The organism is Streptomyces sp. P5F9, assembly GCF_057961495.1.
On sequence record NZ_JBXVPZ010000413.1, the window covers coordinates 1 to 8,753 of the forward strand.

General features: G+C 71.3%; 7 protein-coding genes. 4 read left to right on the forward strand and 3 right to left on the reverse strand.

The annotated features are described in order from the left end of the window. Nucleotides 1-1,049: 1,2-phenylacetyl-CoA epoxidase subunit PaaE (gene paaE / locus AC31A1_RS40615; protein ID WP_489658101.1), on the forward strand; the 1,049-nt coding region annotated here is incomplete at its 5' end. A gap of 67 nt (nucleotides 1,050-1,116) precedes the next feature. Beyond that, nucleotides 1,117-1,500 carry an enoyl-CoA hydratase/isomerase family protein gene (locus tag AC31A1_RS40620; RefSeq protein WP_489658102.1) on the forward strand — a complete coding sequence of 128 codons (384 nt, stop codon included), beginning with the start codon at nucleotides 1,117-1,119 and terminating at the stop codon, nucleotides 1,498-1,500. 102 nt (nucleotides 1,501-1,602) lie between these two features. Here AC31A1_RS40620 and AC31A1_RS40625 read toward each other — a convergent pair whose 3' ends face one another. Together AC31A1_RS40625 and AC31A1_RS40630 are read right to left on the reverse strand one after the other, a co-directional pair. Beyond that, nucleotides 1,603-3,225 carry a S53 family peptidase gene (locus AC31A1_RS40625; RefSeq protein WP_489658103.1) on the reverse strand — a complete coding sequence of 541 codons (1,623 nt, stop codon included), beginning with the start codon at nucleotides 3,223-3,225 and terminating at the stop codon, nucleotides 1,603-1,605. A gap of 141 nt (nucleotides 3,226-3,366) precedes the next feature. After that, nucleotides 3,367-6,258 carry a helix-turn-helix transcriptional regulator gene (locus AC31A1_RS40630; RefSeq protein WP_489658104.1) on the reverse strand — a complete coding sequence of 964 codons (2,892 nt, stop codon included), beginning with the start codon at nucleotides 6,256-6,258 and terminating at the stop codon, nucleotides 3,367-3,369. A gap of 425 nt (nucleotides 6,259-6,683) precedes the next feature. On the opposite strand from AC31A1_RS40630, the gene AC31A1_RS40635 reads away from it, so the two are divergent. Both AC31A1_RS40635 and AC31A1_RS40640 read left to right on the forward strand, forming a co-directional pair. Continuing rightward, complete coding sequence (locus AC31A1_RS40635) at nucleotides 6,684-7,355, forward strand: amidohydrolase family protein (protein ID WP_489658105.1); 672 nt, start codon at nucleotides 6,684-6,686, stop codon at nucleotides 7,353-7,355. A 119-nt stretch (nucleotides 7,356-7,474) separates the two neighbouring features. After that, nucleotides 7,475-8,089, forward strand: a complete 615-nt coding sequence (locus AC31A1_RS40640; protein WP_489658106.1) for an amidohydrolase family protein — start codon at nucleotides 7,475-7,477, stop codon at nucleotides 8,087-8,089. Nucleotides 8,090-8,172: 83 nt separating this feature from the next. Here the strand turns inward: AC31A1_RS40640 and AC31A1_RS40645 are convergent, their stop codons facing one another. Further along, on the reverse strand, nucleotides 8,173-8,736 hold the full coding sequence (locus AC31A1_RS40645; RefSeq protein WP_489658107.1) for a YceI family protein: 564 nt from the start codon (nucleotides 8,734-8,736) through the stop codon (nucleotides 8,173-8,175). Nucleotides 8,737-8,753: the final 17 nt, after the last annotated feature.

Below are 8,753 nucleotides of genomic sequence, written 5' to 3' on the forward strand. Positions count from 1 at the left end.
TTCACGCGCTGCGGGTCGCCGCCGTCGAGTCGCTGTGCGAGGACGCCGCCGCCATCAGCTTCGACATCCCCGAGCGACTCGCCGAGGAGTTCGCGTACCGGCCCGGGCAGTCGCTCACGCTCCGCCGCGAGGTCGAGGGCCGCGACGAGCGCCGCTCGTACTCGATCTGCTCCCCGGCGGGAGCGCGCCCGCGCATCGGCGTACGGGTCGTCCCCGGCGGCCTGTTCTCCTCCTGGCTGGTCAACGACGTACGCCCCGGGGACACCGTCGAGGTGATGGCCCCCACCGGCGCCTTCACCCCCGACCTGACCAGCCCCGGCCACCACGTCCTGATCGCCGCCGGCTCCGGAATCACCCCGATGCTCTCCATCGCGGAATCCGTCCTCGCCGCCGACACCCGCTCCCGTGTCACGCTCTTCTACGGCAACCGGCGCAGCGACACCGTGATGTTCGCGGACGACCTCGCCGACCTGAAGGACCTGTACCCCGGCCGTTTCCAGCTCGCGCACATCCTGTCCCGCGAACCGCGCGAGGCGGAGATCCTCTCCGGCCGCCTGGACGCCGACCGGCTCAGCGCGCTCGTCGACGCCCTCGTCGACGTGGACACCGCCGACCACTGGTGGCTGTGCGGCCCGCACGGCATGGTCCGCGATGCCCAACAGGTCCTCGCCGGCCTCGGCGTCCCCGTCGACCGCGTTCACCAGGAGCTGTTCTACGCCGACGACGAGCCCGTCCGGACCAATGAACACATCGACAAGGCCTACGACGGCCCCGTCAGCCAGGTGAGCATCACGCTCGACGGCCGCACCACCAACTCCGCCCTGCACAAGGACATTTCGATCCTCGACGGCGCCCAGAAGACCCGCCCCGACCTGCCCTTCGCCTGCAAGGGCGGCGTCTGCGGCACCTGCCGCGCGCTGGTCACCGACGGCACTGCGGACATGCGGCGCAACTACGCCCTCGAACCCGCCGAGGTCGACGCCGGTTACGTTCTCACCTGCCAGACCTTCCCCGTGTCCGACACCCTCGCCGTCGACTACGACAGCTGAGGCCGGCGATGACACTCACTTCGAGGTCGCCGAGGGCGTCGGCACCATCCGCCTCGACCGGCCACCGATGAACGCCCTGGACACGGAGACACAGGACGGCCTCCGCGCACTCGCCGAGGAGGCTTCGCGTCGCGAGGACGCGAAGGACCTGATCTTCACGGGTCGGATGGCCAAGGCGGACGAGGCGCTCGCGCTGGGGCTCGTCGACCGGCTGGTGCCCGCCGCCGAGGTGTTCAGCGAGGCGCATGCGTGGGCGGCGAAGCTGGCGCAGGGTCCGGCGATCGCGATGCGGGCCGCGAAGGAAGCGATCGACACCGGGTTGGAGACGGACATCGAGACCGGGCTGACGGTCGAACGCACGTGGTTCGCGGGGCTGTTCGCCACGGAAGACCGTGAGCGCGGGATGCGCAGCTTCGTCGAAGAGGGCCCCGGCAAGGCCAAGTTCAGGTGAGCCGAAGTTGAGGTGAGACGAAGCGCGGGCCGGGAGTGATTCCCGGCCCGCTCTTCATTCATCGGTGTTCGGCTGCCGGCATCGGTGTTCGGCTGCCGGCGGTCAGCCGAGCAGCTTGGTCGCCAGGGTCGCGGCGTTGTACGAACCCCAGCCGGTGGTGAAGTCCCAGCCGCTGGCGGCGGAGTAGGCGCCGTTGCTGCCGCTGGTGATGTCGTGGAAACCGGTGCCGCTCGCCGTGTAGAGGGCGGGGTTGGCGAAGCCGAGGTTGGCCTTGCCGGCCGCCGCGGCCTGCTGGTTGTAGAGCGCGCCGAACGCCGCCCACTCGGGCGCGGCGGCGCTGGTGCCGCCGACCGTGCCCCAGCTGCCCTGCGAGTAGATCGAGACACCGGGGCTCGGGTTCGCGAGCGCCGACACGTCGGGGACCTGCCGGTAGCCGCCGCCCGCGGTCTTCTGCACCGCGGTCTGCCAGCTCGGGATCTTGAAGACGGAGGACTTGCCGCCGCCACCGCCCGACCAGGCCGTCTCCTTGCTCCACGCGTTGGCGGAGGTGACGGTCAGCGTCGTGCCGCCGACGCCGGTGACGTACGGGTCGCTCGCCGGGTAGTCGACGGTGGTGGTGCCGTTACCCGCGTCGTCCGAGCCGTCGTCGCCGGAGGCCGCGTAGAAGCCGAGGCCCTCGGCCGCGCCCGCCTTGAAGACGGCGTCCACGGCGTTGATGTTGGAGGTGGTGCGCTGGCTCTCGGAGGCACCCCAGCTGATCGAGGTGGTCGGGATGCCGCTGTCGACGATGGCCTGGTAGGTGTCGACCTCACCGGCGTCGGAGTTGGGGCCCTCGAAGACCGTGACGTTCGCCTTGGGGGCGATCGCGTGCAGGACCTCGATGTCCAGCTCGACCTCGACCTGACCGTCACCGAGCGCGCCCGAGCCGCCGTCCACCTTCGACACGGTCGGAGTGGGGGAGCCCAGGCTGTAGTTGGTGTCGTACTTGGTGATGTTGGACTGAGCGAAGCCGTCGAACTCCAGCAGCGCGATCTTCTGGCCGCTGCCGGTGTACGTACCGGAGACGTTGTAGCCGCCCTTGATCTGGGCCGGGGTGTAGCCGCCGCCGGGGCCGTTGTGGGGGTTGACCTTGGCGGACCCCTGGTGGTGCAGCTGGGCGCGGTTGTTGAGGCCGGTCACGTCGCTGACGAGGCCCGCGATGCCGGTCGGCAGGGTCGGCGCGGTCTCGTTGGCGTAGAAGGCACGGCCCGACTTGGCGTCCTTCCACGTCGACAGCTTGGTGCCGAACGCCTTCTCCAGCTGGGCGGCGGTGCCGCTGGCGTCGACCAGCAGGTTCCCCGAGTGGACCTTGCCGACGGTGAGACCCTGGGCGCGCAGGTACTCCTTGACCTGCTTCACCTCGGCGTCGGTCCGGCCGAACCGGGCCGCGAACTGAGCCTTCGTCAGATAGTGGCCGTAGGAACTCGACCGCGGATTACTGACGTTGGCGACGAAGGTGTCGAGGGCCTTGTCGTTTCTCGGGGTCAGGCTGATGGCCACCGATATGCGCTTGGCGGCGGAGACGGCACCGGTGCGGGCCGCGTCGTGGTTCAGGCCCTTGAGGACATCTCCGGTAATGGCGGCGCGAGTTGTGTGCGGCTGGGCGGCGGCGTAGGCGCTGGGGACGGCGGCGGCGAGCAGAGCCGGTACGGCGACCAGGCCGACCAGTTTCAGTCGTGACGTCACTGAGGTCCTCCGAGGAGTGGGGGGTTGTTGTCCCGGAAGGGGAACGGCTTCACCGTAGGAACATCAGCCCCACCCGCATAAGCGGGGGAACCCTTGCGTCGTGTGTTAACTGCGGATGTCACGTGAACCGCGGATGACAGGTCAGCGGCGGTTGTCGAGCGTCCGGGACGTACGGACCCGGCCGGGCTGACTGATTGTCACCGCCGGTGTCGTGAGCTGCTGTTGGTCGTCGTCGCCGACGTTCACGGTCGCCGCGCCGGACGCGATGACGGCGACCGCCATGGCGTGGGCGAGCGCGGTCCGTGAACGGACGCCGACCTTGCGGTAGACCCGCGACAGTGTGCCCTCTACCGTCTTCACGCTGATGAACAGCTCCGCTGCGACTTCCCGGTTGGTGGCTCCGCCGCCGACCAGTTCGGCCACCCGCGCTTCCGTGGGCGTGAGTTCGGGCCGCCCCTCACCGTCCCGGTCACCGGCCTTCAGCCGGGCCAGTTCGTCCCCGGCCCGCGCCGCCAGCGGAACGGCGCCGATCCGCGTCGCCGTCTCCCATGCCTCGCCGAGAGCGGTGCGTGCCGCGTTCCGGTGCCGCGCCCGCCGTTCGACCGCGCCGAGCGCGATCAGGGTGCGCACCAGGTCTACGGGCAACGGGAGTTGACGCAACCGCTCCACGGCGGCCCGCAGCCGCACTGCCCCTTCCTTCGCCCGGCCGAGCCCCGCCTCGCGCAGTCCCTCCGCCCGCTCCAGCGCGGCCAGTACGCTGCCGGGCGCGTCGACGGACACCCGCTTCCGCGCCTCCTCGATCACGGCCCCGGCCGCGTCCGTCTCGCCCAGCACGACCAGGGCCTCGGCCAGGTCGCTGTACCAGTGCAGCAGGGGCGGATCGGCGGCGGACATGGCCGCGCCGAGTTCCCTGACGCGTTGCAGCGCCTCGACCGCGGCGGCGGCCCCGCGCGGGTCGCCGGCGAGCAACTCGGCCTGCCCCAGCACCGCCAACGCGCGTAGCAGGAACAGCCGGTCGCCGTCCGCCTCCGAGGCCCGCACCGCCTGCTCGGCGAGCTGTCGCGCCTCGTCGGCGGTCCCGCCCGCGGTCGCCGCGAGCGCCGCCGCGTACAGCGCCGGAGCAGCCTGTACGCCGGTCTCGGCCACGGCACGTGTGCAGCGGGCCGCGGTGTCCAGGGCCTCCCGGCAGTGCCCGGCGCGCACTTGGATCCGGGTGAGGGCCACCAGCGTCGCCATGACCTCCTCGACCCCGGCGAACTCCCCGATCTCCGCGAGGAGTTCGGTGACCCGCTCCCGGGCCTCGGTGACCTTGTCGGAGTCCAGGGCGAGGATCGCCCGCATCCGGATCAGCCCCCAGCTCTCCGGCCCGGCACCGGCGCCACCGGCGAGCGCGAGCGCCTCCTCCAACGCGACGTCGGCTGCTACCGGTTCGCCGCCCAGGGAACGCACCCGGGCGAGCGTGGCGAGCGCCCCGATCCGTGTCTCCGTGTCGCCGACCACGGCCGCCTGCCGTGCGGCGCGCCGGGCATGCCGGGCCGCGTCCTCCAACTCCCCGCACAGCAGGCCCCGTACGGCTGCCCAGTGGTGCAGCCATGCCTCGGCCTCCGGATCGCCGTCGGCGTCGCGGAGCCCCTCCTCGATCAGGGCATGTGCACCCTTCAACGCCTGACCGGCGTTGCGCAGCAGAACGAGCCGCGCCCGCACCCGCTGCCGCGCGGAGCCCGACCCGGCGAGCACGGTCTCGGCCGCCTGCCCCGCCTCCTCCAACTGCCCGGCGTCACACGCGTATTCGGCCGCCGCCAACAGTCGATCGGCGCGTTCCACCGGAAGGTCGCCGGGCGTGCGCCGGGCCGCCAGCCCGGCCAGTTCGAAGGCGGCGTCGGGCGCGCCGTCGCGACGGGCACACCCGGCCGCGGACATGAGTGTGCGGGCCGTGGTCTCGTCCTCGTACGGGTGGGCGAGCGCCAAGTGCCGTGCGTGCTCCACGGGTTCGGCGACCGCACCGGCCAGGAGCGCGTGTGCCTGCCGGCGCTCGTGCTCCGCAGCGTCGGCGTAGACGGCGGCTCGGACCAGCGGATGCCGGAAGCGTACGGTCCCGTCGGCGTCGGCCGTCGCGACCCCGAGCCGCTCCGCCTCCGCGAGGTCGGCGGCGGGGTCATGCAACCCGGCGGCGCGCAGCAGCGTGAGCGTGGGGCGGGCGGCGGCGCTCGTGAGGAGGAGGGTGCGGCGCGCGGATTCGGGCAGCGTGCGCACCTGGTCCAGGAGCAGGGTGCGCAGTCGTCGGGGTACGGGCAGACTCCGGCCGAGGCCGACGGCCGCTCCGTCGCGTGGTGCAGCCCGCCCCAACTCCCGTGCGTACCAAGGGTTTCCGGCGGCGGTGTCCTGGACGGCCCGGAGCACCGCCGGTGGCAGGTCGGTAGGGAGGAGCTGCGCCACCTCATCGTCCGTCAGGGGCGGCACGGGCAGTTCGACGGTGCCGGGTGGGCAGCAGCGCGGCCGTTCGGGCTGCTCGTCCTCGGTCACCCGCTCGGCGGCCACCACCCGTACGTCGAGACCCTCGACACGGCGTACGGCGAAGGCGAGCACCTCGGCGGTCGGCTCGTCGATCCACTGGAGCCCGTCGAGGACCAGCAGCACGGGGCCGATGGCGGCGAGGGCGCGCAACACATCGAGAACGGCGACCCGGATCGCGAGCCGGCCCCGGTCGCCGTCCGGTGTCTCGCCGCGCAACAGGGCTGCGCGCAAGGCCACTTGGGGTTCGGGCGCCAGGGCAGCCAGGCAAGTCTCCGGCACCCGTGCGAACAGGTCGACGAGGCCGGCGAACGGGAGCCGGGCGTCCTCCGCGGCGGGGGAGCAGTGCAACACCGTTCCGGCAGGCAGGACATGAGCGGCCGAGGACGCCACGAGGGCGGCGATCAGTACGGACTTGCCGATGCCTGCGGGGCCGTGGAGAAGTACTCCATGACGGATCGTCAACTCGGCCCGGGCGGTGTCGAGCAGCTCGCGGCGGCCGGTCAATGACCGTACTTCCACGGCGAGTCCAGGGACGGAGCACAACCGGAGCCGAGGGCGGGGCAGGTGGACCGGCGAGTGAGGCGGGTGAGGCGGGTGTGTCGGAGCCCCGGATATTTCGGCATGTGTTCATGACAACCGGTGCGGAATCGGCTTGTCAATGACGGTCGGTGTGTCGCCGGTCCGCGAAGGAGGCGCGGCCACGGTCCGACAGCCTGCTTTGTCGATCATTTGGCGCGTGATCTCGATCCGATCCCTAAGCAATGACTTGATTCCCGCATGCACAGGCGCCAAATACGTGCGAATCAGCTATAAGGCCGTACAAAAGCCTGGTCAGCGGATGTCGCGAAGAAGTGGGAAAGAACGATGACTGATCACGGAGCCGATCTGGTGGTGGGGGTCGCATCGCGGCCCTCTCGCCCGACCCGAACGGACTCGACCACCTCGTGAGCGAGCGCACGAACACGAAGGTGCACGACCTCCCCGGCGCCACGGTGCTGCCCGCGTTCGACGACACCCACACGCACCTGATCTACGCTGCCCTCGGCGCCCACGACGTGCCCGTCCACCAGGCCCACGACATCCCCGAGTTCCTCGACCTCATCCGGCAACGGGCGAAGGCGACCCCGAGGGCGAGTGGATCCGCACAACCACCAACTGGCAGGAACTCAACCTCGCGGAGCGCCGCATGCCCACCGCGGCCGAACTCGACCAGGCCACCGACCGGCACCCCGTCCTGGTCAAGCGCGGCGGCCACAACGACATCGTCAACAGCTACGCGCTGCGCCTGGCGGGCATCACCGAGGCTGATCGACAACGCCATGGGCCTGGTGGAGCGCCTGGTCCCGGCACCGGACCGGGCCCAGCGGATCGACGGCCTGCGCCTGGCATCCGCACAGTACGCCGCCACCGGCATCGGCACCGTCCGGGACTGCGCGGTCACCCCCGAGGACTACGCCGTCCTCCTGGCCGCCCGCGAGGCCGGCGCGCTCAACACCCGTGTCCGCGCCCTGAGTTCAGCGCTCGGTACGCCAGCGCTGCCCAGGTGCGGGACCTGCTCGACGTCATGGAGGACTGGCGTGACGGCTCCGACCCGTGGCTGCGGGTGTGGGGCGTGAAGTTCGGGTTCGACGGCGGCCTCGAAGCCGGCGCCACCGAGGAGCCGTACGCCTGTGACCACGCCTTCTAGGGGACGCTGATCTGGAAGCCCGACGCGCTGGTCGAGGCCGTCGAGACCATGGGTCGGCGCGGCTGGCGGGTCGGCACCCACGCCTACGGCGACCGCGCGGTCCGCACCCTCCTGGACGTCTACGAGCGCGTCCTCGCCCGCAACCCGGGCCTGCCCGCCGGCACGCTGGTGATGGAGCACGGCGGCCTCGCCGGTCCCGAACAGCGGGCCCGCGCCGTCGAGTTGGGCATCCCCATCACCATCCAGCAGCCCCTGCTGCACGACACCGCCGAGGTGGAGGAGGGCTTCTGGGGCCCGGAACGCGTCGCCCGGCTCTTCGCGGCCCGCGGCTGGATCGACCTGGGCGCCGAGGTCAGCGCCGGATCCGACTTCCCCGTCGGCCAGTTCGGCGCGATGCGCTCCGTCTACGGCATGACCACCCGCCAGACTGTCATCGGCGTCAAGGGCCCCGAGCATGCCATCACTTACGACGAGGCACTCACCCTGCACACCGTCAACGCGGCCCGCCTGTGCGGCGATCAGGATCTGCGGGGCACCTTCGCCCCGGGCCGCCTCGCCGACCTCACCGTCTGGGACCAGGACCCGGCGCGCTGCCAGAGCGACGCCCTGCGCGACCTGAACCCCGTCCACACGATCGTCGGCGGCCGTCTCGTCACCCGGTAGGGAGACCGCACGGCAGGAGACGACTGGAAACATACGACTCGCCCGGCACGCGGCGACACGGCGTCCGGGCGAGCAAACGTTTGTCAGGCGGCCGGCATCGTCCGGATCGCCGCGATGTCGAACTGGAGCCGCACCTTCTCGCTCACCATCGCGCCCCCCTCGGCCAGCCGGGAGTTGTAGGTCAGACCCCAGTCGGAACGGTCGATGGTGGTCGTGCCGTCGAAGCCGACGCGCTCGACGCCGAACGGGTCGGTGACATGGCCGATATAGGTGAGTTCGAGGACAACGGGACGAGTGACGTCCTTGATGGTGAGATCGCCGAGCATGCGGTAGACATCGTTGCCAGCCCTTTGCACCGCGGTACTGGCGAACCGCATCCGCGGGAAGTTCGCGGAGTCCAGGAAGTCACGGCCGACCAAGTGACCGTCGCGTTGTTCCACGCCGGTGTCGACGCTGCCGGTGGACACCACGATCTCGGCCTGCGAACGGGCGGGGTTGCGGCCGTCGAAGTAGAGCCGGCTTTTGTATTCGGCGAATGACCCGCGCACGGTCGTCACCATCGCGTGCCGGACGGAGAAGCCGATCCGGCTGTGCGCGGGGTCGATCATCCACTCTCCGGTCAGCGTGGCCAGGGCCGGATCGGGCAGGCCGGAGGGGGTGGAGG

What these genes read in the sequence shown, in the direction of transcription:
- AC31A1_RS40620 (WP_489658102.1), top strand. Translation starts at nt 1,117, where the DNA reads ATGAACGCCCTGGACACGGAGACACAGGACGGCCTCCGCGCACTCGCC.
- AC31A1_RS40640 (WP_489658106.1), top strand. Translation starts at nt 7,475, where the DNA reads ATGGGTCGGCGCGGCTGGCGGGTCGGCACCCACGCCTACGGCGACCGC.